Origin of the sequence: Rubrivirga sp. SAORIC476 (genome assembly GCF_002283555.1) — a bacterium.
In the GTDB taxonomy this organism is placed as follows: domain Bacteria; phylum Bacteroidota; class Rhodothermia; order Rhodothermales; family Rubricoccaceae; genus Rubrivirga.
The window spans coordinates 216370-239729 of sequence record NZ_MVOI01000006.1; the positions used below are offsets into that span (position 1 = coordinate 216370).

18 protein-coding genes are annotated in these 23360 nt (G+C 72.4%); 7 read left to right on the top strand and 11 right to left on the bottom strand.

Annotated elements, in window-relative coordinates:
* Positions 1 to 15: 15 nt before the first annotated feature.
* Positions 16 to 2256 carry a penicillin acylase family protein gene (locus B1759_RS12445; RefSeq protein ID WP_158225240.1) on the top strand — a complete coding sequence of 747 codons (2241 nt, stop codon included), beginning with the start codon at positions 16 to 18 and terminating at the stop codon, positions 2254 to 2256.
* A gap of 77 nt (positions 2257 to 2333) precedes the next feature.
* Here the strand turns inward: B1759_RS12445 and B1759_RS12450 are convergent, their stop codons facing one another.
* Together B1759_RS12450 and B1759_RS12455 are read right to left on the bottom strand one after the other, a co-directional pair.
* Positions 2334 to 3914, bottom strand: a complete 1581-nt coding sequence (locus tag B1759_RS12450) for a M28 family peptidase (RefSeq protein ID WP_095515399.1) — start codon at positions 3912 to 3914, stop codon at positions 2334 to 2336.
* 417 nt (positions 3915 to 4331) lie between these two features.
* Positions 4332 to 5252, bottom strand: coding sequence for a DUF58 domain-containing protein (locus tag B1759_RS12455; RefSeq protein WP_095515400.1), 921 nt, complete (start codon positions 5250 to 5252; stop codon positions 4332 to 4334).
* Positions 5253 to 5329: 77 nt separating this feature from the next.
* On the opposite strand from B1759_RS12455, the gene B1759_RS12460 reads away from it, so the two are divergent.
* On the top strand, positions 5330 to 5848 hold the full coding sequence (locus B1759_RS12460) for a hypothetical protein (protein ID WP_095515401.1): 519 nt from the start codon (positions 5330 to 5332) through the stop codon (positions 5846 to 5848).
* A 68-nt stretch (positions 5849 to 5916) separates the two neighbouring features.
* On the top strand, positions 5917 to 7227 hold the full coding sequence (locus B1759_RS12465; protein WP_095515402.1) for an amidohydrolase family protein: 1311 nt from the start codon (positions 5917 to 5919) through the stop codon (positions 7225 to 7227).
* Between the two features lie 41 nt (positions 7228 to 7268).
* On the opposite strand, the gene B1759_RS12470 is transcribed toward B1759_RS12465, so the two are convergent.
* From B1759_RS12470 to B1759_RS12480, 3 genes are all read right to left on the bottom strand, one after another.
* Positions 7269 to 7811 carry a hypothetical protein gene (locus tag B1759_RS12470; RefSeq protein ID WP_095515403.1) on the bottom strand — a complete coding sequence of 181 codons (543 nt, stop codon included), beginning with the start codon at positions 7809 to 7811 and terminating at the stop codon, positions 7269 to 7271.
* Positions 7812 to 7869: 58 nt separating this feature from the next.
* Positions 7870 to 9405 (bottom strand): hypothetical protein, encoded by a 1536-nt coding sequence (locus B1759_RS12475; protein WP_095515404.1) that lies wholly within the window; start codon positions 9403 to 9405, stop codon positions 7870 to 7872.
* A gap of 92 nt (positions 9406 to 9497) precedes the next feature.
* Positions 9498 to 13511 (bottom strand): T9SS type A sorting domain-containing protein, encoded by a 4014-nt coding sequence (locus B1759_RS12480; protein ID WP_095515405.1) that lies wholly within the window; start codon positions 13509 to 13511, stop codon positions 9498 to 9500.
* 123 nt (positions 13512 to 13634) lie between these two features.
* Between B1759_RS12480 and recG the strand changes: the two genes are divergently transcribed.
* From recG to B1759_RS12495, 3 genes are all read left to right on the top strand, one after another.
* Positions 13635 to 15752: an ATP-dependent DNA helicase RecG gene (gene recG, locus B1759_RS12485; protein WP_095515406.1), complete on the top strand. Its 2118-nt coding sequence runs from the start codon at positions 13635 to 13637 to the stop codon at positions 15750 to 15752.
* A gap of 124 nt (positions 15753 to 15876) precedes the next feature.
* The gene (locus B1759_RS12490; RefSeq protein WP_158225241.1) at positions 15877 to 16470 is read left to right on the top strand and encodes a ribosomal protein L7/L12; all 594 of its coding nucleotides are present in this window, start codon (positions 15877 to 15879) and stop codon (positions 16468 to 16470) included.
* A gap of 107 nt (positions 16471 to 16577) precedes the next feature.
* Entirely contained in the window at positions 16578 to 18050 is a 1473-nt protein-coding gene (locus B1759_RS12495) for a DASH family cryptochrome (protein ID WP_095515408.1), read from the top strand.
* Positions 18051 to 18086: 36 nt separating this feature from the next.
* Here B1759_RS12495 and B1759_RS12500 read toward each other — a convergent pair whose 3' ends face one another.
* The gene (locus tag B1759_RS12500) at positions 18087 to 18353 is read right to left on the bottom strand and encodes a hypothetical protein (protein WP_095515409.1); all 267 of its coding nucleotides are present in this window, start codon (positions 18351 to 18353) and stop codon (positions 18087 to 18089) included.
* A 54-nt stretch (positions 18354 to 18407) separates the two neighbouring features.
* On the opposite strand from B1759_RS12500, the gene pdxH reads away from it, so the two are divergent.
* The gene (pdxH, locus tag B1759_RS12505) at positions 18408 to 19052 is read left to right on the top strand and encodes a pyridoxamine 5'-phosphate oxidase (RefSeq protein ID WP_095515410.1); all 645 of its coding nucleotides are present in this window, start codon (positions 18408 to 18410) and stop codon (positions 19050 to 19052) included.
* 19 nt (positions 19053 to 19071) lie between these two features.
* Here the strand turns inward: pdxH and B1759_RS12510 are convergent, their stop codons facing one another.
* From B1759_RS12510 to B1759_RS12530, 5 genes are all read right to left on the bottom strand, one after another.
* A complete protein-coding gene (locus B1759_RS12510) occupies positions 19072 to 19311 on the bottom strand; it encodes a hypothetical protein (protein WP_095515411.1) in 240 nt (79 codons plus the stop codon).
* 118 nt (positions 19312 to 19429) lie between these two features.
* Positions 19430 to 20875, bottom strand: a complete 1446-nt coding sequence (locus tag B1759_RS12515) for an inner membrane CreD family protein (RefSeq protein WP_095515412.1) — start codon at positions 20873 to 20875, stop codon at positions 19430 to 19432.
* A 27-nt stretch (positions 20876 to 20902) separates the two neighbouring features.
* Positions 20903 to 21637 (bottom strand): polyprenyl diphosphate synthase, encoded by a 735-nt coding sequence (uppS, locus tag B1759_RS12520; protein ID WP_198948852.1) that lies wholly within the window; start codon positions 21635 to 21637, stop codon positions 20903 to 20905.
* A gap of 48 nt (positions 21638 to 21685) precedes the next feature.
* Complete coding sequence (locus B1759_RS12525) at positions 21686 to 22975, bottom strand: hypothetical protein (protein WP_095515414.1); 1290 nt, start codon at positions 22973 to 22975, stop codon at positions 21686 to 21688.
* Between the two features lie 46 nt (positions 22976 to 23021).
* Positions 23022 to 23360 (bottom strand): transcriptional regulator, encoded by a 339-nt coding sequence (locus B1759_RS12530; protein WP_095515415.1) that lies wholly within the window; start codon positions 23358 to 23360, stop codon positions 23022 to 23024.

Consider the following 23360-nt stretch of genomic DNA (forward strand, 5'->3'; position numbering starts at 1 on the left):
TTGCCCCTCTCTCTCATGCCTCTTCGCTCCGCCTTTCTGGCCGCTCTGCTGGCCGTCCCCCTCGTCGCCGCCGGCCAGACGGCGACCGACGTGACGCTCACCGCCTCCGACGGCAACACGGTCGCCATCGACCGCGACGACTACGGCGTCCCCCACATCACCGCCGACACCGAGGCGGCCGTCTTCTTCGGCCAGGGCTTCGCCACGGCCCAGGACCGCCTCTTCCAGCTCGAAACGTTCTGGCGGACGGCGACGGGGCGCCTCGCCGAACTCCAGGGCTCGGCCGCGCTCGCGCAGGACCAGGGCATCCGGACGGTCTACTACACGCCCGCCGAGCGCGCGGCGCAGTTCACCCAGCTCACGCCGCGCCTCCAGACCATGATCTCGTCCTATGTGGACGGCATCAACGCGTACATCGACTCGACCTCGGCGAACCCGTCGGCCTACCTGCCGGGCGAGTACGCGGCGGGCGGCTTCCAGCCCGAGCCGTACTCCGTCGACAAGGCGATGGCGGTGATGCAGTTCTTCATCCGTCGCTTCGGCGAGATCGGCGGCGACGAGCTGGCGCGCCTCGCCGAGTTCCAGGCTCAGGGCGTCGACTGGTTCGAGGCCAACCGGCCGGTCAACGACCCGACGGCCTCGGTCACCATCGAGGCGTCGAGCCAGGTGCCCTCGCCTCCTGCCGGGGTGACCTACGACGGCCCCGAGGTGGACCCGGACGTGGCGGCGACCGCGGCGGCTCAGCGCGAGGCGCTGACGGCGTCGCTCGTCGCGAACGGCGTGCCCCACAAGTTCGGCTCGTTCGCGGCCGTCATCTCGAGCGCGATGTCGGAGACGGGCCACGTGATGCTGCTCGGGGCACCCCAGATGGGCCAGCCGCGCGTCGACGCAAAGGCGGTCACGGCGGAGTACGAACTGCTGGTCGGCGATTCGCGAGGCGACGGGCTCCACGTGGCGGGCATGAGCGTGCCCGGCATCCCGGGCGTCATCATCGGGCGGACGCGCGGCCGGGCGTGGACGTTCACAACGGGCGCCACCGACAACACCGACACGTTCACGCTCACACTCGGGCCGCCCGGCCCCGGCGGCGTCCCGACCTACCTCTACGACGGCGCTTTCATCCCGGCCGAGCCCAACGTGCAGACCATCGGGGTCGCCGGCTCCGACCCGGTGACGTACACCAGCTTCCGCTCGGTCTACGGCCCGGTCTACGCCATCGACGCGGACAACGGGGTCGCCTACAGCTACCGCTACGCGTTCGAGAACCGCGAGCTGGACATGGCCGAGGCGCTCCTCGACGCCTGGGACGCGACCTCCATCGACGGCTTCCGCGCCGCCGCCGCCCGCATCCCGGTTTCGTTCAACATGTTCTATGCCGACAAGGAGCAGAACATCGCCTACTGGCACGTCGGCGACTACCCGATCCGGCCGGGCGACGCCGACCCCCGCCTGCCGCTCCGGGGCGACGGCACCCAGGAGTGGCTCGGGCTGACCCACTTCGCGCAGCAGCCGCAGTCCGAGAACCCGGCCCAGGGCTACTTCGCCAACTGGAATAACAAGCCGGTCGCGTGGTGGAACCAGGGCGACAACGTCCGCTGGACGGGCACCTCGCCCGGCGGCTACCACCGCTACTACGACGGCGTCGAGGTCCTCAAGGACCACCTGGAGTCCGTGGCCCCGGTCGACTTCGAGGAGCTCCAGGAGCTGACTCGGGTGGTGCGCACGAACGCCCAGTACCCCGAGTACCCGGCGACCTACCAGCAGGTCATCGAGCTCTGGGTCTACGGTAGCCGAGGCGAGGGCGTGGGCTACCGGGCCGAGAACGTGATCCCGCCGGGCCAGAGCGGGTTCATCGACATCACGGGCACGCCGAGCGCCAACTTCGCCGACCAGTGGCCGCTCTACCAGTCGTCCGCGGGCGAGGGGCCGATCGAGATGAAGCCGTTTACGTTCCTGGGCGAGGCCGACGTGGCCACGGCCGCCGGGCCGGACGCGGCGTTCGGCCTGGGCCTCCCGTTCCCGAACCCGGCGCCGAGCGCGAGCACCGTGGTCGTCCGCCTCGACGCGCCCGCCGAGGTGGAGGTGGCCGTGTACGACGCGCTCGGCCGCCGCGTGGCCGTCGCCGCCTCGGGCGCCTTCGCCGCCGGGGACCACCCGGTCCGCGTCGACGCGTCGGCGCTGGCGCCGGGCGTCTACGTGGTGCGGCTCGCGACCGACGGCGCCGTCCGCTCGCAGCGTCTCGTCGTGGCCCGCTGACGGACCGCCCGACCAGACTGCGGCCCCGCTCCGGATGTCCGGGGCGGGGCCGCGTCGCGTTCAGCCAAGCCTTCAGGCTAGTTGAAGCCGACGCCCGAGACGGCGGGCCGCTCGTCGCGGTTGGCGAGCTCCCAGGCGGTGCCGAAGATCAGCCGACCGATCCGCGCCATGCGGTCGTAGTCGATCTTGTCAGCGCTGTCGCCGACGCCGTGGTAGTCCTCGTGCGTGCCCGTGAAGTAGAAGATGAAGGGCACGTCGTACTTGCCGAAGTTCCAGTGGTCTGAGCGGCGGAAGAACTGGTTCGGGTCGTCCGGCGAGTTGAAGCGGTCCGAGAGGAGCAGGTCCGTGCCCGTCGTCTCGTTGACGGCCTCGTTCCAGTCGTGGATGTCCTGGCTGATGAGGTCGCCGCCGATGATGTAGACGTAGTCGGTCCGCTCGAAGCCGCGCTCGGGGTCGTACCGACCGATCATGTCGATGTTGAGGTTGGCGACCGTCTGCTCGATCGGGATGAGCGGCTCGCGGTCGGCGTAGTACTCGCTGCCGAGCAGGCCCTTCTCCTCACCGGAGACGTGGAGGAAGAGGATCGAGCGGCGCGGCCCGTCGCCCGCGTCGGCGGCAGCCTTGAACGCCTCCGCGATCTCGAGCATCGTCACCGTGCCCGAGCCATCGTCGTCGGCGCCGTTGTAGATCGTGTCGTCCCCGTCGCCGTCGTCGCCGACGTGGTCCAGGTGAGCCGAGATGACCACGACCTCGTCCTTCAGGTCGGTGCCCTCGATGAAGGCGACGACGTTCTCCGACAGGACCTCGGTCTTGGTCATCTCCGCGGTGACCGAGAGGGTCAGGCCGGTGTCGCCGAGCGGGTAGGCGCCGTCGGCGTCGGCCGCGACGTTGGCCGCGCCCATGAGCGCGTCGAGCGCCTCGCGGCTGGTGATCAGGATCGCGGGCAGGCCCCCTTCGCTCTTCTCGGCGCCGTCGACGGCGGGAAGGGCGAGGCGACCGGCCTGGAAGGCGCTCGCCGCGCGGCCCTGGAGGGCGGCGTTGGTCGGGGCCGTGGCGAGGAGGACGCCCTTCGCGCCCGCCGTGCCGAGGGCCCCGAGGGCGGCCCGCATGGCGCCCTGGTCGGCGCCCGGCGCGAGCACGGGGTACGTGCCGTCGAGGTCCATGCCGTCGAGGTCCGATCCGTCGCCGACGAAGACGAGGCGGCCGGGCGTGTCGTCCTCCACCTGCCCGTAGGCCGGGATGAGGAAGGCGGTCTCGGTGTCACCCTCGGCGAGCGTCGAGGTCAGCACCGGCGTGCCGGCCTGCTCCACGAGCCCCGTCAGGCTGACGAGCGTGGATTGCTCCAGCGCGAAGGGCTGCAGGTAGCCGTCGATGCCGTAGTTGCCGTTGTCCGGTCCGGTACCGCGCGCCGCGATGCCGAGCGTCGCGTACTGGCCCGCGAGATAGCGGGCGGCGAAGCGCTGGCCCGGCTCGCCGGTCTCGCGGCCCGCCAGGTAGTCGTCGGCGTAGACGTAGAGGTGGCCCGCCAACTCGGCGGGCGTGATGGTGGCCTGGTACCGGCCGACGAGGCCGGGGTCGGCGACGGCGGTCGCGGTCTGGGCGGAGGCCACGGGGGCGAGGGCGGTCAGCGCGGCGAGGGCCGCAGCGGGAAAGCGCATCGTGTCGGGAAAAGGGAAGAGAGGGGCCGGGAACGGCCGGACCGTCAACCTACGTGTCCGCGCGGAGAGGTTGCGCGCGTGCGGCGACGGGTCGGCTCCCCCCACCTCGGCGCCGAGGCGGGCCTCACCAGCCCCGAGGCCTCGCACCGCCCTGCCGAGGCCCCAGACCGACGTGTCAGGCCTACCGACCGGCCTGTCGAGGTCGTCGGCCGGCTCGTCAGACTCGCCGACCGGCCCGTCGGGGCCACCAACCGGCCTGTCAGAGGCACCGACCCGCCCCTCAGAGGCACCAACCGGCACTTTTGTAACGCCCCCCACGTCCGCACCGAGGCGGGCCTCCTCGCTGACCCCTTGACGTTTCCTGGAGCGAATTGCAGGGTGGTGTGCCCGGTACCCCGTACCCACCCGAAGGACGGCCTAATACAGCCGCTTGCGCTTGTCGAGGTACGCGCGGAGTGCGTCCGCGTAGGGGCGGGCCGTGTCGAGCAACTCGTAGTCCACCCCCGCCTCGCGGCAGGCGCGGCGCACGGACGCGACGAACGCCCCGGACGCCTCCCGGTACGCCTCCCGGACCTGCGCGGGCTGGAGCGTCCGTTCCTCGCCCGTCTCCATGTCGCGCACGCGCACCGGCCGGTCGTCGAAGTCGAACCGCTGCTCCGTCGCCGCGTCGAGGACGTGGAACACGACGACCTCGTGACCGCGGTGCCGCAGGTGCCGCAGCGCGCGGACCGTGTCGTCGGCCCCGGCGGTCGACTCGAAGAGGTCCGAGATGACGACCACGAGAGCGCGGCGCGGGATCCGCTCGGCGATGTCCTGGAGCGCGGCGGCGGCGTTCGTGTCTGTGGCCCCTTCCGCCTCGGCGGAGAGGCGCGACAGGCGAGCCAGGAGCGTCCGCACGTGCGTGCGCGTGGCCTTCGGCGGGACGACCGTCTGCACGGTGCGGTCGAACGTGATCAGGCCCGTCGCGTCGCGCTGGCGCGCCATCAGCACGTGGAGGGCTCCCGCCAGCGTGGCGCCGTACTCCAGCTTCGAGATCCCCGCGTGCCCCGCGTACCGCATCGAGGCCGACGAGTCCAGCGCGATGTAGTGGCGCAGGTTCGTCTCCTCCTCGTAGCGCTTCACCACCAGCCGGTCGCTCCGCCCGTACACCTTCCAGTCGACGTGCCGGAGCTCGTCGCCGGGGCTGTAGGCGCGGTGCTCGGCGAACTCGACCGAGAAGCCGTGGAAGGGGCTCTTGTGGAGGCCCGTGATGAAGCCCTCGACGACCGTCCGCGCGCGCAGCTCGAACGACTCGATCTGTGCGAGCTCGGAGGGGGAGAGGAGGGTGGCGTCGGGCATACGGCAGGGTAACGCCGGGCGGGCGGCGTCGGTGCGCGAGCGCTTGAACACGGACCGGACCCGCCGATACCCTCTGCATGGCGACGTTGAGCCTCCCGGAGCGACACCAGGTCACGCCGTACCTCTTCGGGGTGGCGATGCTGCCCCTGTGCGCGCTGTTCGCATTCGGCGAGTACACCTACGACCCGAACCCGCTCATCGTGCTGGTCCACGCCTTCGACCTGATCGTCCACGAGGCGGGCCATTTCATCTTCCGCTTCTTCGGGCAGACGATGATGGTGGCGGGTGGGTCGCTGCTCCAGATCCTCCTCCCGGCGCTGTTCGTTTACCAGGGGCTGTACTGGTCCAACCGCATCGGGACCCAACTGGCGCTGCTGCTGCTCGGGCAGAACTTCGTCGACGTGTCGATCTACGCCGCCGACGCCCAGGCGCGCGCGCTCCCGCTGCTCGGCGGCGACCGTGTCTTCCACGACTGGCACCGCCTCCTCAGCCAGTTCGGCCTGCTGGAGGCAACGCCGATGATCGCGGGGACGCTCTTCGCGCTCGCCTTCGTGACGTGGGGCGTGATGCTGCTGGTGCCGCGCTGGATCCTGTAGCCGTCTCCGCCTCGGCGCCGAGGGGGGCGGGGACGTGGTAGACTCGGGCGGCTCACTCCTTCTCCGTCATGCGCCTCGCCCTCCTCGTCCTCGCCGCGCTCGTCGCGGCCTCCCCGGTCGCCGCCCAGCGGACCGTCGTTCACTGCGGCACGCTCCTCGACCCGGCCACCTCGATGGAGCCGCTCCTCGAACAGACCGTCGTGGTGATGGACGGGCGCGTCGCGGAGGTCGTGGCGGGGTTCACCACCGACGCCGACGCCATCGACCTGACCGGCGCGACATGCATGCCGGGGCTCATCGACAGCCACACCCACCTGACGGGCGAGAGCCGCTCCAACGGCTACATCGACCGCTTCCGCCTCACCCCGGCCGACCGCGTCCTCCAGGCCGTCGCCTTCGCGCGCTCGACGCTGATGGCCGGCTTCACGACGGTCCGTGACGTGGGCGCCGACGAGGGGGCGGACTACGCGCTCCGCGACGCCATCAACCGCGGTGACGTGGACGGGCCGAGGATGTTCGTGGCAGGCAACAGCCTCTCCATCTCCGGCGGCCACGCCGACCGCAGCAACTCTTACCGCGAGGACATCGTCGGCGTCCCGGACGAGACGCAGGGCGTGGTGGACGGCGTCGACGCGGCCGTCCGCGGCGTGCGGATCGCGATCCGGCGGGGGTCGGACCTGATCAAGTTCACGGCGACCGGCGGCGTGCTCTCGCTCCAGGGCGACGGCACCGGTGCGCACTTCTCCGAGGCCGAGATGCGGGCCATCATCGAGACCGCCAACGCGCGCGGGCTGACCGTCGCGGCCCACGCCCACGGCGACGAAGGGATGGCGACGGCCGTCCGCGCGGGCGTCTCGTCCATCGAGCACGGCACCTACATGTCCGACGCGACGATGGCGCTCATGCGCGAGCGCGGCACCTACCTCGTCCCGACGATCACCGCCGGTAAGTCCGTCGCCGACTCGGCGCGCATCGAGGGCTACTACACGCCCGTCGTAACGCAGAAGTCGCTCACCATCGGGCCGCTCATCCAGGACACGTTCCGCCGCGCGTGGGAGGCGGGCGTGCCGATCGCGTTCGGCACCGACGCGGGCGTCTTCCGCCACGGACGCAACGCCAACGAGTTCGTCTACATGGAGGAGGTGGGCGTGCCGTTCATGGAGGCGCTCCGCTTCGCGACCGTCAACGCGGCCGACCTGCTGGGGCGTGCCGAGACGCTCGGCGCGCTGCGGCCCGGCTACACCGCCGATCTCGTCGCGGTCACGGGCGACCCGCTCACCGATGCCTCGGCGATGCGGGACGTGGCGTTCGTGATGCAGGCGGGCCGCGTCGTCAAGCAGGACGGTCAGTTCGTCCCCCGTCCCACCCGAGGCCGGTAGGCCCGCCTCGGCGGCGCCGTCGGGGGTGTCTCGCGGGGGCCTTAGCGGCGGGCTGCCAGCCGGGCGCGGCGCTCGGCGAGCGTCTGCCGCTCGTTGGCGAGCGCCGAGCGCTGGGCGGTCAGGCGCTGCCCCTGCGCCGCCGCCTCGCGGACGCGGTCGGCGTGGGCGCGGTAGCCCGCGTCGATCTCGGCCGTCCAGTCGTTGAGCATCTGGGCCTCGCCCTCCAACCGCTCGGCCTCGTCCTCCAGCGCGAAGCGGGCGTCGTCGTAGGCGCGGCGGTCGGCGTCGGAACCACCGTAGCGGGACAGGTCATCGTACATCCGGCGGACACGGTCGGCCTGGCCGTGGTATGCGTACGTGTCGGCCCGGTAGTCGCGGATCTGCGCCTGGAAGCGGGCGCGCTCGTCGTCCAGCGCGGCCTCGTCGGCTCGGATGCGGGCGAGGTCGGCGCGGACCGAGGCGAGGTCGGCCTCGACGCGCCCGAGGTCGCGGTCGAGGGCTGCGATCTGCCGGTCGAGGTCGGCGGGCTGGGCCGTGACGGACGCCGCGGCGAGCAGCAAGAGAGCGGGCAGGAGAACGCGCATGGTCGGAGAGGGGAGAGAGGGGAGTCCAACGCCGCTCGGCCCGGTCCGGTCCAGTCCGCTACTGGCGGAAGAGGGCCGCGCCGTAGTAGCAGACCTCCGTCGAGCACTCGTACATGACCACCTCGGCCGAGTAGCGGCCCGCGCCCGGCACGGTCACGATGGGCACGTCGTCGTCGAGCTGGTCGCTGTCGACGAGCGTGCCGGTGGCGTCGTACAGGAAGAGGTCCACGTCGGAGCAGTCCTGGTCGCAGACGCCGACGACGGTGCCCGCGCCGCTGGCCTCGAACGAGAAGCGCTCGCGCCCGCCCGCTGCGACGGTGCCGACCTGGTCCGTGCCGACTTGCTGGAGCCCCTCGGAGCGGTAGTGCTGTCGCGCCAGGTCGAGTTGCTCCGTGAGGGTTTGCGTGTAGGCGTTCGTGTTCGCCCCGCCCCCGTTGCCGAAGCGGTCGCCGCTGGGCGCTCGTCCACTGCGCCCCGCGGTGGGGCGCCCGCTGCCGTCCGCCGCCCGCGCCCAGGCGCCGATGCCGACGAAGCAGAACTCGGTCGCGCACTCGAACATGAGCCCTTCGAGCGCATACGTGCCCGAGCGCTGGGGCGTCACCGAGACCACCGGGATGTCATCCGCGAGTTCGTCGCTGTCGACGAGCGCGCCCGACGGGTCGTAGAGGAAAAGGTCCACGTCGGTGCAGTCGTTGTCGCACGTGCCGACGATGCGGTACTCGGTGCCCGCCTCCAAGTCGATGGTGAAGCGCTCCCGGGCGTCGGCGTCGATGCGGGCGACGTGGGCGTCGACGGTGCGGGTGTAGCCCTCGCGGGCGAGCGTGCGGTCGAAGGCGTCGAGCTGGTAGCGGACCTGCCCCTCGTAGTCGCCGCCGTCCGGGATGCCGGAGGACGTGGGGACGGGCGGCGGGGCCGTCTCGCGGGGCGCGGTCCGGGGCGTCTCGCGGGGGGGGGGTCGGCGGGCGACGGGCGGCGGCTCGGTGGCGTCCGGCGGCGGGGTGGAGGGGGGCTGCCCGGAGAGCGTCTCGGAGTCGATGTAGCCGTTCGTGATGGCAGCCAGGCGGGCGCTGCGCGGCGGGTGCGTCCGCGAGCCCTCCTCGGTGGCGATGGCGCGCATGGCGCGGAGCGCGTCGTCGAGGGTGGCGCCCATGCGCTGGAGCACGAAGCCCGAGAACTGGTCGGCCTCCAGCTCGATGGACGGCCGCGAGCCGCCCGCCTGCAGCGTGTGGCCCTGGAGGTGATGGCCGAGCTCGTGGGCCAGGATCGAGACCTGGGACCAGTCCGAGTTGGTCCGCATGCGGACCGCTCGCATGAACTCCTGGTTGTAGAGGATCAGGCGCTCGCCCGTGGCCGCGTCGATCACCGCCGAGGCGTTGTCGACGTTGGCGGCGCGGATGGTGAAGTTGGGCCGCAGCCCCGTGTAGCGCGTCACCTCGCGCACGGCCGCCTCGGCGTCGTCGTCGGGGTCGAAGCCGAAGACGGTCGCCTCCATCGTCTCACCATCGAAGTTGCAGTACGACCCGATGGCGATCGGCGTCTGCGCGGCGGCGGGCAGGGCCAGGGCGAGGAGCAGCAGCGGGAACGAGCGGAGCATCGGAGCACGGGGAGAGTCGCCCCTCATGGTACCCACCGTCGTCGGCCCAGACGCTCCCCGGAGGCGGGGAGAGGCGACGCACGCGCTCTGGGTCAGCGCACGACTGTGAACCGAGCGTGCCCACCGACGACCCTGCCGCCGTCATCTGCGGAGATGCGGGCGACGTAGACACCCGCGGCCAGGCTCTCATGCGCCAGCGGGAGCCGGTGCCGCGCGGCCGACAACTCGACCGTCCGCTGGGTGACGCGGCGGCCCAGGGCGTCGTACACGGACAGCGTCACGGAGGCGGCTGCAGGCAGGTCCACCGCGACGGTCGCCGTCCCGTGCGACGGGTTCGGCGCAACGGCGCCGACTGCGAACGTCGACGGGGCCGTCTCGCCGTCCACGTTGCCGGGCACCGTGATCTCGGCGTCGGGCGTCTCGGGCGACGGTTCTTCGTACCCGACCCGGTCGCGAGCGACGGAGTAGAACGCGTACGTCATGCCCCGCGCGCCCGAGTACGTGGCCGAGGTCTCGGCCGTCGCCTCGAGCCACAGCACCGGGGTGTCGCCGTTGATGGCCACATAGACGTCGTAGGTCGCAATCCCGCTGCCCGGCGTCCCGGATGCGGCGTCGTCACCGCCCCAGATCACCTCGAACGCCTCGGCGTCGGCCGTGGGGGAGGGGAACGGCGCAACGGCGCTCTGGGGAGGCTCGGCATCGACGCCGACCGCCCACGGGTTGGTGTCGATGGCGGCGTTCGCGTCGAACACGATCCGGGCCGCGTCGGCGCTGGCCGCGTCCGTCGCGAGGTCCGGGAGGAGGCGCACGCGGTAGCCGACGTAGCCCTCGCCGTTCCCCGCCTCGTCGTTGGGTGGGAGGAAGCCCGCCAGGATGTCCGTCGGCTCCTCGCCCGTCTCCGGGTCGAGCGTCGAGAGGTCCCACCGGATGACGCCGGTCGCCGGGTCGAACTGGGCCTCGACGTGGGCGGCCACCTCCAGACGCGGGCGCAGGTCGAGGTCGAAGCTCGCCGTCTGGACCGACTCCGTCCCCGAGAGCCCGGCGTCGACGGTCGCAGACTGGTCGGCGACGCCGCCGTAGGCGAACGCGAACGTAGCCGGGTCGAAGACGGTCGTGTCGAGCGTGTCCGTCACGACGACGTCGCGGGCGGCCGCGGTCGCCGTCGCGAGGTTCTCGAAGAACACCGTGAAGAGGTGCGGCTCGGCCGTGTCGTCGGCGCCGAGCCAGTGGGTGGCGGCGAGGTCGCCCGCCTCGGTGCCCGGACCGAGCTTCTCGTTCGGGTCCTCCGACCCGTTGCACGAGGTCGTGGTGGTGCCCGCCGCGCCGCCCTCTCCCATCGGGGAGCCCCAGCCCGGCAGTCCGGCGCACGCCGCGAGCGTGCCGTCGGTGCCGTTGTAGATGCCCGCCAGCGTGTTCACGCCCTCGGCGATGCGGATGATCTTGGACGGCGGCACCAGGTCGATGCCGCACGAGACGGCGTTGATGGACGTGGCGACCGCGAACGCGTAGGCGTCCACGTTGGGGTCGGTCAGGGCGATGGCCGTCGAGACGGCCCCCTTGATGCACGCCCCCCCGGGCAGGAAGCCGACGAGCAGCCCGACGGCGTTGGCGGCGCACGAGAGCGACTGATCCTCCGACGCGCCCGGCGAGGCCGTCGCACGGATCAGCAGGTCCTCGCCCTCCTCCGCGACCGCCGAGCAGGTCGGTCCGGCCACGCCGCCGAAGCCGCGTCCGGCGCTCGACCCGGTGCCGCCGCTGCTGGGGCCGAGGGCCAGCGTGAACCCGTCGAGCCCGCCCTCCGGCATCGGCTGGGGCGGCGGGATCGCGGGGTAGTCCGTGCCGTCCGGCGGCGGCGGCAACAGGGCGGGGTCGTAGATGCGCGTCCGGCAGCGGATCTCGTCGTAGTTGGGCGTCGCCGAGGGCGGGAGGCCCTGGCACCGCGCGGGATCGCGGGGGCCGAGGCGGTCGGCCTGCCTCTCCGCACCGGTTTCGGTGTTCCGGACGAAGACGTCCACCTGGACCGTGGTGTAGGCCCCGTCGTCGTTCCCGCTCCGGGCCAGGACGCCCACCGGCAGGTCGCGGCCTCGGCGCCATGCGCGCGGTGCGGAGATCTGAATGGCGACCGGCGTTGCGCCCGGCGGCGGGGTCGGGTCCACGACCAGCAACGATGCGACCGTGCCGTCGCCCTCGACCGTCGGGTCGACGGCCAGGCTGGCCGCGAGGCCGGCGGCCTCGACATCGGGCGCCTCGACGGTGTCCGGCAGCGCGATCAACCCGGCTGCGGTCTGGGCGATGGACGCGAAGTCGTTGACGGCGGGCGTGACGCCCTCAGCGTAGAGGACCCGGAGCGTCCCGGCGAGGGACACGGTCCCCGAGGCCACGACCTGCCCGGCGAGCGCGCCGCCGGCCTCGCGCCCCACGATGGTTTCGAGCACGCCGCCCGCTACGTCGAGGCACTGCTGGGTCCCTTCCAGCACGAGCGAGCCCGACAGCCGGATCGTGCCGTCCGGGAAGGTCAGGCAGTCGGGGGCGCGGAACCGCGTCAGCGCGGCCGAGGCCACCTCGAAGACGCCGGTCCCTGCGAGCGCCCAGTCGAACGCGATCAGGTCCTCGTTGAAGATGTCGATCACGAGCGTCCCGTCGACCGTCACGCGCGGCTGCGCCGTCGACTCGGTCGGCTCGTAGAACGCGCGGTAGTTCTCCAGCACGGTCGCGGTCGCCCCCGCCTCGATCACCCACTCGGCCCCGTCGAGGCCGTAGAGGTAGGCCCCGTTCATCGTGGCCGTCTGCCCGGTCGGCAGCACCAGCCGCGTGCCGACGAGTCGCTTTTCGTTGCTCGCCGAGCCGGCGCCGCCCGTCGTGGCGAGTCCGCCGGCGGCCGTCACTGTGCCGCCGCCCTCCAGCGTGCCGCCGCGCCACGAGAGCAGCCCTCCGACCGTGATCCCGCTGGGCGCCCAGACCGACGCGCCTCGGTTGTCGAGGGCCAGCGGGCCCGTCACCGTCAGGGGACCGGTCAGTTCGAGGCGGTCGTTTAGGTCGAGAGAGAGGCTGGCGAGCGTCAGCGGCGCAGCGTCCTCGACGGTCACCCGGCCGCCGCCCGTGACAGACAGGGTCAGGTGACCGATGGAGACGGTCGAGAGGGACGGCACCACCACCGCGGTCTCGCCCGACGACAGCGCGCGGCTCACGACGAGGCTGTCGACGGCCAACTCGCCCTCGACGCGCGTCGGGCCCCCGCCGAAGCGGACGGCGGCCCCAGCGGCGCCCTCGATCCGCGAGGCGAGGCCGAAGGTGACGGCGCCGGTCTGGTGTGCCAGCGAGAGCGTCCCCGCGGTGGCGCGGTAGGTCGCGCCCCGGTCGGTGATCGGCCCGGCGAACGTGACCTCGCCGCCGAACCGAGCGTCCGAGGTCTGTTCGACCGTGCCCGAGGCGTCCAGGCCCCAGTCGATGCGCGGGTTGCCGCCGTCGCGAACGTCGAACCGGAGCGTCCCATCCACGACGATCGTTGGTGTGGCCGTGGACTCGGTGGGGATCTCAAACGACTCGACGGATTCGGTGACGGTGAGCGTCGCGCCCGCCTCGACCACCAACTCGGACCCGTTGAGCGCGCGGAAGTACCAGCCGTCGAGCGAGCCGGTCTGCCCGGCCGGGAGCACCAGCCGCCCGCCGTCGAGCCGCTTGATGTTGCCCGACGACGCCGAGGCGCCGGTCGTCCGCAGCCCGCCGCCCGCCGTGACGGTCCCCCCCAGGAGTACGCCGCTCGCCCAGGTCATCCGCCCGCCCACGTCGAGCGTGGACCCGACGGCGAGCGTCGAGGTGGACTGGCTGAACTGGAGCCCTCCAGTGACCGTGAGTGCGGCGTCGAGCGTGAGCGCGCCACGAAACGCGGCGAACTGGAGCCCGGCGACCGTGGTAGGTGCCGTGAGCCGGACGGACGCGTCGGTCTGGGTGATGAGGACCGAGTCGGTCGCGGCCGGGACGCGGTCGAGGTCCCAGTTGTCGGCGGTCTCCCACAGGCCGTCGCCGCCGTCGCCCGTCCAGGCGATGGGCGTCTGCGCGTGCGCGATGGGGATCAGCAGGACGAGGACGAGGAAACGAAGCGGCATGTGGTGTCAGAGTTAGGTCTGCCTCCCCCACAAGAAAGCACGCGTCGGGCTGTCATCCCGGGCGACACGCCGCTGTCGGCCGGGGCGTCCTAGCTTTCCGGCCCCCCGACCCGACCGCTCCGCATGGCCGAGACCGACCCCTCGGTGCTCGACACCGACATCGAACACCTGCCCGGCGTGGGCGAGCGCCGCGCCGAGCCCCTCCGCAAGGCGGGCGTCAAGACGTACCGCGACCTGCTGCGGTACTACCCGCGCCGCTACCTCGACCGGAGCACGGTCACGCCCATCCGCGACCTCGCCGAGGGCATGGGCGCGGTCACGGTCGTCGGCACGGTGACCGCCAAGGGGCTGGTGCCGGGGCGCGGCGGGCGGAGCCGCTTCGAGCTGCGCGTGATGGACGAGTCCGGCGGGACGCTCAAGTGCGTCTGGTTTCGCGGGGCCAACTGGATCCACCGGCTCTACAACAAGGGCGACACGTACGCCTTCCACGGCAAGGCCGAAAAGTACGGGTCCCAGTTCTCGATGGCCCACCCCGAGGCCGACAAGCTGGACGACGCGAGCGCGGCGCTGACGACCGGCCGCATCGTGCCGCTCTACCCCGGCGGCGCGGCGCTGGAGAAAGTCGGCCTGAACAGCCGCGTTTTCCGCAAGCTGATCTACGGGCTCATCAAGGCGCACGGGCTGGCGATCCCGGAGGTGCTGCCCGCCTCGGTGCGCGAGCGGTACAACCTGATCCCGGGCAACGTGGCGCTGCGGGCGGTCCACTTTCCGCGAGACACCGCCGAGCGCGGGCGGGCCGTGCGGCGGCTCATCTTCGAGGAGTTCTTCTTCCTGCAACTGCTGCTGGCGCTGACGAAGGGCCGGCAGGAGAAGCGCGCGGGCGTCGTGCTGGACGGGCTGGGCGGGCACGCACGACGCTTCCTGGACGAGGTGCTGCCGTTCGAGCTGACCGGCGCGCAGCAGCGGGTGCTGGACGTGATCGCGCGCGACACAGCGTCCGGCCACCAGATGAACCGACTCGTGCAGGGCGACGTGGGCTCGGGCAAGACCGTCGTGGGCGTGGCGGCCATGCTGATGGCCGTCGACGCGGGCCATCAGGCGGCGTTCATGGCCCCGACCGAGATCCTGACCGAGCAGCACTACGCCAACATCCAGCGCTTCCTCGACCCGCTCGGGCTCACGACGCGCCTGCTGATCGGCGGGCAGCGGAAGGCGTTGCGCGACGAGATCCTGGCCGAGATCGCCGACGGGACGGCCGACGTGGTCGTCGGCACGCACGCCATCATCGAGGACAAGGTGGCCTTCCAGAAGCTGGGCCTGGCGGTGGTCGACGAGCAGCACCGCTTCGGGGTCGTCCAGCGGGCCAAGATGTTCAAGAAGGGCCAGCGGCCGCACGTGCTGATGATGACGGCGACGCCCATCCCGCGCTCGCTCGCGATGACGGTCTACGGCGACCTCGACGTGTCGGCCATCGACGAGCTGCCCGCGGGCCGCAAGCCCATCGACACGCGCGTCTACACGGACAAGCGGCGCGACGAGATGCTGGACTTCGTCAAGGGCCAGCTCCGCGAGGGGCGGCAGGCCTACGTCGTCTTCCCCCTGGTGGAGGAGTCGGAGTCCGAGACGCTGGCGGACGTGAAGGACGCCGAGACGGGCGCTGCGGAGCTGATGGAGGCGATCCGCCCGTATCGCGTGGACCTGGTCCACGGGCGGATGCTGGCCTACGAGAAGGAGGAGGCGATGGACCGCTTCAAGGCGGGCGAGACCGACGTGCTGGTCGCGACGACGGTAATCGAGGTGGGCGTGGACGTGCCCAACGCGACGGTCATGGTGATCGAGCACGCCGAGCGGTTCGGCCTGAGCCAGCTGCACCAGCTGCGTGGCCGCGTCGGCCGCGGGGCCGATCAGAGCTACTGCTTCCTGATGACCTCGTACAAGCGGACCTCGGAGGCCGAGGAGCGGCTGGCGACGATGGAGGCGACGACGGACGGCTTCGAGATCTCGGAGGCGGACCTGCGCCTGCGCGGCGCGGGCGACTTCTTCGGGACCCGCCAGTCGGGCCTGCCGGACTTGAAGATCGCGGACCTGGTCCGCGACGCGGAGATCCTGGGGGAGGCGCGCGAGGCGGCGTTCACCATCGCCGAGGCGGACCCCCAGCTGGCGGCGCCGGACCTGGCGGGCACGCGCGAGCACTTCGGACGGACGGCCCCGAAGAGCCTGGGCTTCGCGCGGGTGGGGTGATTGTGAAGAGGTTCGAGGAGGGCGGCCTCGGGACTGAGGCGGAGAGAGTGGGGTAGGTTGGCCGGATGCGCCCGCTTCCTCTCGTTCTGCAGGCTCCTTCGCTCCTGGGCGAGCCGGGGACATCGTGAGGTCCCGGCTCGTTCGATGGCTGCGCGCGCTCGTGGCGCCGGGGCCTCGCCTGACGCTCGTCGGTGCCCTCTCGGAGGTGCACAAGATCGAGGCGATCAAGGAGGTGCGTCGCGTCTCGGGCTGGGGACTGAAAGCGGCGAAGGAGACGGTGGACGCGGTGCTGACCGGCCACACTCGGACGATCCCTCTGGTGACGGATGAGCGGGCCGAGGCGGTCGCGCAGCGGTTGGTCTCGCTAGGGCTCGTCGTGGAGGTGAACGGGCGCCGCGTCGCGCCGCCGGCGGGTTGGGTGCCGCGTGTATCGTGGGCCGACCGTCAGCGGGGGGAGGTCGAGGTGCGGTCGGCAGCGTCTGGGGCGGGGGTGCTTTGCGTCGAGGGTCGGATGGTGTCCGGCGAGGTGGAGAGAGGAGACGAGCTGGGGCTGCCGATCCACTCATCGCTGATGTTCACGCTGCCGGTGGAGCGTGTCGAGCGCCAGGGGGACACGGTGCGGATCGAGGCGACGGCGACGGCGGAGGACGTCGAGTTGTGGGTCCAGATGGGCGTGGTCGGTGATGTGCTCCCGGTCCTGCGTTCCGAGACCGCGTGAGGACTCTCGCACGCGGGCGCCGGGTGGCTACGGAATCTCCCCGCCTCCGCTTCGGCCGGATCGTGGGGCGAGTCGCCTCGTAGGTCGGGCGCTTCCCCCGATCCGCCATGCCGACCGCCCTCCTCTGGCTCCGCAACGACCTCCGCCTCCACGACCACGCCCCCCTCGGCGACGCCATCGAGGCGGCCGGGCCGTCTGGACGGCTGCTGGCGGTCTACTGTCTCGACCCCCGGCACGTCGCCGAGACGCCGTGGGGCTTCCGCAAGACGGAGGGCTACCGGGCGGCGTTCGTGCTGGAGGCGCTGCACGACCTGCGCGGGCGGATGCGGGCGCTCGGCGGCGACCTCGTCGTTCGGCAGGGGCGGCCGGAGGACGTGTTGCCGAACCTGGCGCGGCAGACCGAGGCGGCCTCGGTCCACCTCCACGCCGAGCCGATGCAGGAGGAGGCCGACACCGAGGCGGCGGTCCGCGCCGCGCTGCCGGACCTCGACTGGCAGGTCGTCTGGGGGCACACGCTGGTCGAGCCGGACGACCTGCCGTTCGCCATCGAGGACGTGCCGGACGTGTTCACGACGTTCCGCAAGGCGGTCGAGAAGGCACCCGAGGCGGACCGGTACCGCGCGCCGCGCCCGGCACCGGAGGCGCTGCCTGCGCGGCCCGACGGCGTGGACCCGGGCGAGATCCCTACGTCGGTGGCGGCGCTCGGCGTCGAGCCGCGCGAGGCGGACACGCGGCTGGGCTTCGTGATCCGCGGCGGCGAGACGGCCGGGCTGGAGCGCCTCCAGGCCTACCTCTGGGAGCGCGACCGGCTGAAGGTCTACAAGGAAACGCGCAACGGAATGCTCGACCCCGACGACTCGTCCAGGCTGTCGCCCTGGCTGTCGCATGGGTGCCTGTCGCCGCGCCGCGTCCAGGCCGAGGTCGTCCGCTACGAGGCCGAGCGGACGAAGAACCAGAGCACCTACTGGCTCACGTTCGAACTCCTCTGGCGCGACTTCTTCCGTCTCTACGGCGCCAGGCATGGTGACCGCCTGTTCTGGCCGTCCGGCCCGGCGGACGTGGCGGGGATGCCGGACCGCCTCGACGAGGGACTGTTCGCGGCGTGGCGCGAGGGCCGCACCGGGCTGCCGCTCGTGGACGCGTCGATGCGGGAGCTGGCCGCGACCGGCTTCATGTCTAACCGCGGGCGGCAGAACGCGGCGTCGTTCTGGGCCAAGCACCTCCGCCAGCCGTGGTGGGTCGGCGCGGCGTGGTACGAGGCGCTGCTGGTGGACTACGACGTGACGAGCAACTGGGGCAACTGGGCCTACGCGGCGGGCGTGGGGAGCGACCCGCGCGACCGCTACTTCGACGTGGAGCTGCAGGCGAAGAAGTACGACGAGGACGCCGCCTTCATCGGCCACTGGCTGCCCGCTCTCGCCGACCTGCCGCCCAAGAAGGCGCGCGAGCCGTACCGGATGAGCGAAGCCGAGCAGGACCGGCACGGGGTCCGCGTCGGGGAGGACTACCCGGCGCCGGTCATCGACTACGACCGGGTGACGGATGCGCTGCGGTCGGGCTCGCGGCCGGGGCGCCACTGAGTCGAGCCGCCTCGGGCATCGTGCCGAGCGGGACGCTCAGCGCCTCGCGGCCTCGGCCCACTCCGCCAGCGCGCGGTGCTTGACGGCCTCGCCGAACAGGCACAGCCCGGCGTTGATGACGCACAGTGCCGCCGTCCCGTAGAGCACGAACGGCTCGTCGCGGCCCTTCCGCAGCGTCGCCTCGCCGACGAGCGACAGTCCGAAGCCGACCGACGCGAGCCCCAGCGGCGCGAACCGCCGCCACGTCCGCAGGTGGGTCGAGGCGGACGAAGTCGAACGGGGGGAGGAGACGAGGTCGGGCATCGAACCGGGGCGGGGGCGCGTCGTCCTAGACGGCCCCCTCGCCTCCCCGTTCCCATGCCGGACGCCCCCTCCGTCGCCGACCTCCGCGAGTCCTACGAGCGCGACACGCTCGACGCCGCCGACCTCCCCGCCGACCCGTTCGCGCTCTTCGCCGACTGGTTCGCCGAGGCGCAGGCCGCCGCCACGCGTGAGCCCAACGCGATGACGCTCGCCACGGCCACGCCCGACGGCACGCCGTCCGCGCGGATCGTGCTGCTGAAGGGCGTCGACCACGGGTTCTGTTTCTACACCAATCACGAGAGCCGCAAGGGGCGCGAGCTGGACGCGACGCACCGCGCCGCGCTCGTGTTCTGGTGGCCCGAGCTGGAGCGGCAGGTCCGCGTCGAGGGAACGGTCGAGCGCGTCGAGGCGGAGACGGCAGACGCGTACTACGCCAGCCGTCCGCGTGGCTCGCAGCTGGGCGCGTGGGCGAGCCCGCAGAGCCGCCCCGTGCCCGACCGCCGCACGCTGGAGGCGCTGGCCGACGAGATCGCGGACGAGTTCGCCGACCGCGCCATCTCCCGGCCGGGCTTCTGGGGCGGCTACCGCGTCGTGCCGGAGGCGGTCGAGTTCTGGCAGGGGCGTCCGAGCCGTCTCCACGACCGCCACGTGTACCGGCGCGACGGCGACGGCTGGACGACCGAGCGGCTGGCGCCGTAGCCGTCTCTCTCCCGATGGCCTAGGCCTCTCGGTCCCGGTTGTCCACCACCCCTCGGACGTTGGTGAGGACGAGCGTGCCCTGGAGGGCGACGAGCGCCCAGGCCGCGTCGTGCCAGCCCCAGGCGATCCAGAGGGCGTTCGAAACCAGGAACAGGAGGAAGCCCCAGAGCCGCCGCCGCGTGGCCTCGGAGGCGACGAGCCACGCCGCCACGACGGTGACGGCGAAGGCGGGCCATTGCAGGAAGTCGAGCCAGTCCACGAGGCATCTCGGAAAGGAAGGCTGCCAACAACGGGCGGCCCGCCGCGCTCCGGGCCGTCCGCCGTTCGGGGGTCTCCCGACCCCGCCCACCTCGGTGCCGAGGCGGGCGGGGTGGAGACTAGACCGCGACGGCAGGCTGGTCGCGCCGGGCGAGGTCGATGTCGGCGTCCGGCTTGGCGAGCACGGCCTCCCAGTCGAGGCGACCGGTGGCCTGCATCACCACGAACAGCGTCGCCACGGAGAGCAGCGTGACGGCCAGCCCGGTGACGCCCTCCAGAAAGAACGTCCCCGCGAACGCGATCAGGTAGATGACCTGCGCGCCGCCGACCTCCAGCAGCGCGAACCGCAGCCCGGCCACCAGCCGCACGTACGACACCACCAGCCCGACGCTCACCACCGACGCGACCGCCATCGCCTGCGGCACCGACACCACGTCGACGAGGTAGGCCAGCAGCAGGTGGAACGCGAAGCAGGCCGCGCCGAGGAAGAAGTAGTGCATCGGGTGGAGGCGCACGCCGCGCAGCACCGACAGCACGAACACGGCGAAGAAGAACAGGAACAGGCTCACCGGTGCGAAGAACGTCACCCGGCTCACCCACGGGCCGGGGTTGAGGCGCTGCGGCATCTCGACGCCCACATCCGCGGAGGCGACCAGCGTGCCGTGGTCCCAGAGCAGCCGCCAGCCGTCGTCGGTCTTCTCCTTGCCCGTCGGCGAGAGCGTGCCCTCGGGGAAGTCGACGCCGCGGAAATCGGTCGTGACGGCCAGCTTCACGTCGCGGGCGGTCCGCACGCCCGTGCCGCCCGCGGCGCCGCTGAAGGCGTAGCGCCACGTCGAGACGCCCTGCGAGCCGTAGCGGACGCGGACGCGGGTGGCCTGCCCGGCGGCCAGGTCCATCTCGTGGCGGAGGGTGCCGCCCTCGGCGTCCACGTCGACCGACTTGCCGTCGACCTCCAGCGTCAGGCTGGAGAACACGGACGAGCCCTCGGGGAGCGGGAACGCGAACTCGAAGCGCCCAGCCTCGCCGTCGTTCTCGATCCGGTACGTGCCCTCGACGGTGGCGGCATAGGTCGGGTACCACATCAGCCCCTTCTTGCGGTGGTCGAGCTGGAGGTCGGCGGACACGTCCGTGCTGGCGAGGGGGACGTTCGCGCGGGTGACCTCGCTGACGGCCTCGGCGACCGGGCGGAACGAGCCGTCGGCGTCGCCGGTGGGCTCCTGGCGGGTGACGGTGCGCGTGCGGCGTCCGAGGCGCGAGACCGTCGGCGCGTGCTGCACCTGGGGGCCGCCCCAGAGCGAGCCGACGGCGTCGTAGGTGGACGCGCCCGAGGCCTCGGTGCGGTGGACGACGGTGCCGCCCAGGATCATCCAGGCGACGGAGCAGCAGCCGAAGATGAAGGCGATGGCGAAGAGGCGTTTGATCATGGGAGTGTGGGAACTGCGGGAGGACGGGACTTGAGGACCGGATGTCGCCGGTCCGATCCAGTGGATCAGCCCGACGAGCAGGCGGTAGCCGGTGTAGAGGGCCGACAGGAGGACGAAGAGCGCGATCAGGGCGAAGAGCATGGACTGGGAGGGCGCCGTGGTGCCCGGTCAGGCCGCGACGAGGCCACCGAAGCGGCGCGTCCGGGTGTGGAAGTCAGCGATGGCGCCAGCGAGGGCGGCGCCGGTCATGTCGGGCCACATCGTGTCGAGGAAGAGCAACTCGGCGTAGGCGCTCTCCCAGAGGAGGAAGTCGCTCAGCCGCTGCTCGCCGCCGGTGCGGAGGAAGAGGTCCACGGGCGGCGCGGGCGCACCGTCGGGATGGAGGACGGTCGCGAGCGCGGCCTCGAACCGGCGGTCCGGGTCGGTGTCGTCCGCCTCGGGGCCGAGGCGAGCGAGGTGGGCGGCGGCGGCGCGGAGCGCCCAGCGCGCGGAGTAGTCGACGGCCACGCGAAGCGTCAGGCGGGTGCCGCCGCGCGTCTCCCACTCGGCCCGCGCGGCGGCATTCCGCAGCGACACCGGCAGGCGGTCGCGGCGCCCGATCAGCTGGAGGCGGACCCCCGCGCGCTTCAGCCGGGAGGTCTCGGACCGCAGGTAGCCGCCCAGCAGCGCCATCAGCGCCGACACCTCGCCAGAGGGCCGCGACCAGTTGTCGGCCGAGAACGCGTACACGGTCAGCGTGCCGACGCCGAGCGCGGGCGCGGCCTCGACGACGTGGCGGAGGGCCTCGGCACCGGCGCGGTGACCGGCAGCGCGGGGCAGCCCACGCGCAGTGGCCCAGCGGCCGTTGCCGTCCATCACGCAGGCAACGTGCAGGAGATCGTTGGGGCAGAGAGTTCTTTGCATGTCAAAGTTTGGGGGCGTGCGGCGGTCCGGAGCGGCCGGTCGCCGGGGTCAGAAGAGGAACGGCAGGACGAAGACGACGAAGGCGGCCCAGGCCGTGTAGACGGTCAGGCAGCGGGCCGTCCACCCGTCTCCGGGCCACTCGCCGCGTCCGAGAGCCCGGCGTCCGAGGGGGACCACGAGGCCGGCGAGGTGGACGGCGACGAGGGCGTTCAGCCCGACGACGGCGAGCCGGTTCGGCGTCAGCCCGCCCGCCAGGCGCCCGGTGATCGAGCCGAGGGCGGCGAGGTCGGCCACGAGGGCCAGCGCGACGAGCGCGAAGGCGACGCCGTCGGTCCAGTGCCGGGCCACGTCGGGCCGCTCGGCCTGCATCAGGATGACGAGAGCCAGCACGGCCACCAGCGTCACGTTGAGGGCGAGGAGCGAGTCGCGGTCGGCGAGGCCGCCGCTGGCGACGAGGAGCGGCAGGTACACGGCCAGCACGGCGAGCGCCATCGGCCCGAACACGCGCGCCACCAGCGGCGCCACCCGGCCCGACTCCGCGCGCTGGCTCGCCACGAGCGCAGCCACCGGCATCGCCCCGAGGGCGCCATAGACGGCGACCCACTCGATCACGACCTGCGGAGACATGCCGATGGCGGCGAACAACGACGCCGTGATGCCCACCAGCGCGACACCGCCCATCATCAGCAACGCCGTGAAGGCCGCCGTCTCGCCCGCGAACTGGAGCACGCCGATCCGCGCGCCGACCTCGCGCCACCGCGCGCCCATGGCGACCACGCTGGCGAATGCGACCAGCAGAAGCGGCGTGTGGATGGTCGACAGGATGCCCGCGTCGGTGTCGATGGGCCGGAGGGCCTGCGTCATCAGCAGCACGCCCACCCCGCCTGCGACCGCGAGGAGGACCTGCCGCGAGGGACGGTACCGGAGCGCGAACAGCGCGATCAGCGGGAGGGCGGCGAAGAACGGCGTGTAGCGCGCGTAGAAGGCCTCGTAGCTCGGCGAGTCGAGGTCGCCCGTCCACCCGAGCAGCGTCGGGAGCTTGGCCCACGTCCCGGCCAGCGCGATCAGGCCGACGGTCGCCCACAGCAGCGTCCGCGCACGCTCGGGTGTCAGGGCGTTGGCCCAGGCCCAGCGGGGCTCGGCGTGGCCTGCGCCCACCTCGGCGAGCGCGAGGTCGAGGCGGGCGGCCCAGATGCGGAGCGCGAGGCTCTCGGGGTCGCGATCGAGAGCGACCGAGAGCGCGCGGGCGAACGCATCGGGCTGCTCGCGGTAGGTCGTCTCCAGCCCGTGGGGGTCGTGCTGGAGCGAGAGGAGAGTCTCAGGAATGATGCTTTGCATTGCAAAGTAGAGAGGTGTGCGGGGGCCTCGGAGAGGCAGGGTGGGACTACGGACGGGCGGCCGCGATGACGGCCTCCATCGCATCGAGGTAAGCGACCAGCGCGGTGCGGCCTGCCTCGGTGAGCGCGTACTCGGTCAGCGGCACGCGGTCGGCGAACGACTTGGAGACGGACACGTAGCCCGCGTCCTCCAGCTTGCGGGCGTGCACGGAGAGGTTGCCGTCGGTCAGGTCGAGGACCGTCTTGAGGTCGGTGAACGAGGTCGCGCCGCCCGCCGCGAGCGCGCTCAGGATGCCCAGCCGCACGCGCTGGTGGATGACCGGGTCGAGGTCAGGGACGCTCGGCGCGGGGCGTGCGGCACGTCGGGTAGAAGATCGGAGAGCCAT

Excerpts from the sequence above, each read along its gene's own strand:
- B1759_RS12445 (WP_158225240.1), top strand. The coding sequence starts at position 16 with ATGCCTCTTCGCTCCGCCTTTCTGGCCGCTCTGCTGGCCGTCCCCCTC.
- B1759_RS12450 (WP_095515399.1), bottom strand. The coding sequence starts at position 3,914 with ATGCGCTTTCCCGCTGCGGCCCTCGCCGCGCTGACCGCCCTCGCCCCC.
- B1759_RS12455 (WP_095515400.1), bottom strand. The coding sequence starts at position 5,252 with ATGCCCGACGCCACCCTCCTCTCCCCCTCCGAGCTCGCACAGATCGAG.
- B1759_RS12460 (WP_095515401.1), top strand. The coding sequence starts at position 5,330 with ATGGCGACGTTGAGCCTCCCGGAGCGACACCAGGTCACGCCGTACCTC.
- B1759_RS12465 (WP_095515402.1), top strand. The coding sequence starts at position 5,917 with ATGCGCCTCGCCCTCCTCGTCCTCGCCGCGCTCGTCGCGGCCTCCCCG.
- B1759_RS12470 (WP_095515403.1), bottom strand. The coding sequence starts at position 7,811 with ATGCGCGTTCTCCTGCCCGCTCTCTTGCTGCTCGCCGCGGCGTCCGTC.
- B1759_RS12475 (WP_095515404.1), bottom strand. The coding sequence starts at position 9,405 with ATGCTCCGCTCGTTCCCGCTGCTGCTCCTCGCCCTGGCCCTGCCCGCC.
- B1759_RS12480 (WP_095515405.1), bottom strand. The coding sequence starts at position 13,511 with ATGCCGCTTCGTTTCCTCGTCCTCGTCCTGCTGATCCCCATCGCGCAC.
- recG (WP_095515406.1), top strand. The coding sequence starts at position 13,635 with ATGGCCGAGACCGACCCCTCGGTGCTCGACACCGACATCGAACACCTG.
- B1759_RS12495 (WP_095515408.1), top strand. The coding sequence starts at position 16,578 with ATGCCGACCGCCCTCCTCTGGCTCCGCAACGACCTCCGCCTCCACGAC.
- B1759_RS12500 (WP_095515409.1), bottom strand. The coding sequence starts at position 18,353 with ATGCCCGACCTCGTCTCCTCCCCCCGTTCGACTTCGTCCGCCTCGACC.
- pdxH (WP_095515410.1), top strand. The coding sequence starts at position 18,408 with ATGCCGGACGCCCCCTCCGTCGCCGACCTCCGCGAGTCCTACGAGCGC.
- B1759_RS12515 (WP_095515412.1), bottom strand. The coding sequence starts at position 20,875 with ATGCTCTTCGCCCTGATCGCGCTCTTCGTCCTCCTGTCGGCCCTCTAC.
- uppS (WP_198948852.1), bottom strand. The coding sequence starts at position 21,637 with ATGCAAAGAACTCTCTGCCCCAACGATCTCCTGCACGTTGCCTGCGTG.
- B1759_RS12525 (WP_095515414.1), bottom strand. The coding sequence starts at position 22,975 with ATGCAAAGCATCATTCCTGAGACTCTCCTCTCGCTCCAGCACGACCCC.
- B1759_RS12530 (WP_095515415.1), bottom strand. The coding sequence starts at position 23,360 with ATGGCTCTCCGATCTTCTACCCGACGTGCCGCACGCCCCGCGCCGAGC.